Source organism: Aquimarina callyspongiae, assembly GCF_034322225.1.
Lineage (GTDB): Bacteria > Bacteroidota > Bacteroidia > Flavobacteriales > Flavobacteriaceae > Aquimarina.
This window is the reverse complement of sequence record NZ_JAXLPA010000014.1, coordinates 3,646-5,355: the sequence shown is the minus strand read 5'-3', so window position 1 is coordinate 5,355 and position 1,710 is coordinate 3,646. Positions and strand designations below refer to the sequence as shown.

1 rRNA gene is annotated in these 1,710 nt (G+C 47.5%); it reads left to right on the top strand.

Going from position 1 to position 1,710, the window contains the following annotated elements:
* Window positions 1-153 precede the first annotated feature (153 nt).
* Window positions 154-1,679 (top strand): 16S ribosomal RNA (locus U0D62_RS25480).
* Window positions 1,680-1,710: the final 31 nt, after the last annotated feature.

Here is a 1,710-nt window from a genome sequence, read left to right as displayed (position 1 = left end):
ACTTTAGTTATAGAAAAAGTTCATAGACATATTGATTGACAGCGCGTATTTGATTATTTATAATTAGATGCAAATTAAGAATTAAAAGACTAGAATCATTTTAGAGATACGATTAAAAATTCCGTTGTATTGTTTTACAATATTTAAGAACAAACGATGAAGAGTTTGATCCTGGCTCAGGATGAACGCTAGCGGCAGGCTTAACACATGCAAGTCGAGGGGTAACAGGAGATTGCTTGCAATCTTGCTGACGACCGGCGCACGGGTGCGTAACGCGTATAGAACCTACCTTATATTGGGAGATAGCCCAGAGAAATTTGGATTAATACCCCATAGTATTAATTAGTGGCATCACTGATTAATTAAAGATTTATTGATATAAGATGGCTATGCGTTCTATTAGCTAGTTGGTATGGTAACGGCATACCAAGGCTACGATAGATAGGGGTCCTGAGAGGGAGATCCCCCACACTGGTACTGAGACACGGACCAGACTCCTACGGGAGGCAGCAGTGAGGAATATTGGACAATGGAGGCAACTCTGATCCAGCCATGCCGCGTGTAGGAAGACTGCCCTATGGGTTGTAAACTACTTTTATAGAGGAAGAAACCGCTCTACGTGTAGAGCTCTGACGGTACTCTACGAATAAGGATCGGCTAACTCCGTGCCAGCAGCCGCGGTAATACGGAGGATCCAAGCGTTATCCGGAATCATTGGGTTTAAAGGGTCCGTAGGCGGGTCAGTAAGTCAGTGGTGAAAGTTTGCGGCTCAACCGTAAAATTGCCATTGATACTGCTGGTCTTGAATCATTGTGAAGTGGTTAGAATGTGTAGTGTAGCGGTGAAATGCATAGATATTACACAGAATACCGATTGCGAAGGCAGATCACTAACAATTGATTGACGCTAAGGGACGAAAGCGTGGGTAGCGAACAGGATTAGATACCCTGGTAGTCCACGCCGTAAACGATGGTTACTAGCTGTTCGGATTTCGATCTGAGTGGCTAAGCGAAAGTGATAAGTAACCCACCTGGGGAGTACGTTCGCAAGAATGAAACTCAAAGGAATTGACGGGGGCCCGCACAAGCGGTGGAGCATGTGGTTTAATTCGATGATACGCGAGGAACCTTACCAGGGCTTAAATGTAGTCTGACAGGACCAGAGATGGTTTTTTCTTCGGACAGATTACAAGGTGCTGCATGGTTGTCGTCAGCTCGTGCCGTGAGGTGTCAGGTTAAGTCCTATAACGAGCGCAACCCCTGTTGTTAGTTGCCATCGAGTAATGTCGGGAACTCTAGCAAGACTGCCGGTGCAAACCGCGAGGAAGGTGGGGATGACGTCAAATCATCACGGCCCTTACGTCCTGGGCCACACACGTGCTACAATGGCCGGTACAGAGAGCAGCCACTTGGTGACAAGGAGCGAATCTATAAAGCCGGTCACAGTTCGGATCGGAGTCTGCAACTCGACTCCGTGAAGCTGGAATCGCTAGTAATCGGATATCAGCCATGATCCGGTGAATACGTTCCCGGGCCTTGTACACACCGCCCGTCAAGCCATGGAAGCTGGGGGTACCTGAAGTCCGTCACCGTAAGGAGCGGCCTAGGGTAAAACTGGTAACTGGGGCTAAGTCGTAACAAGGTAGCCGTACCGGAAGGTGCGGCTGGAACACCTCCTTTCTAGAGATTTACCTTTAAGGTAGACAAGAAT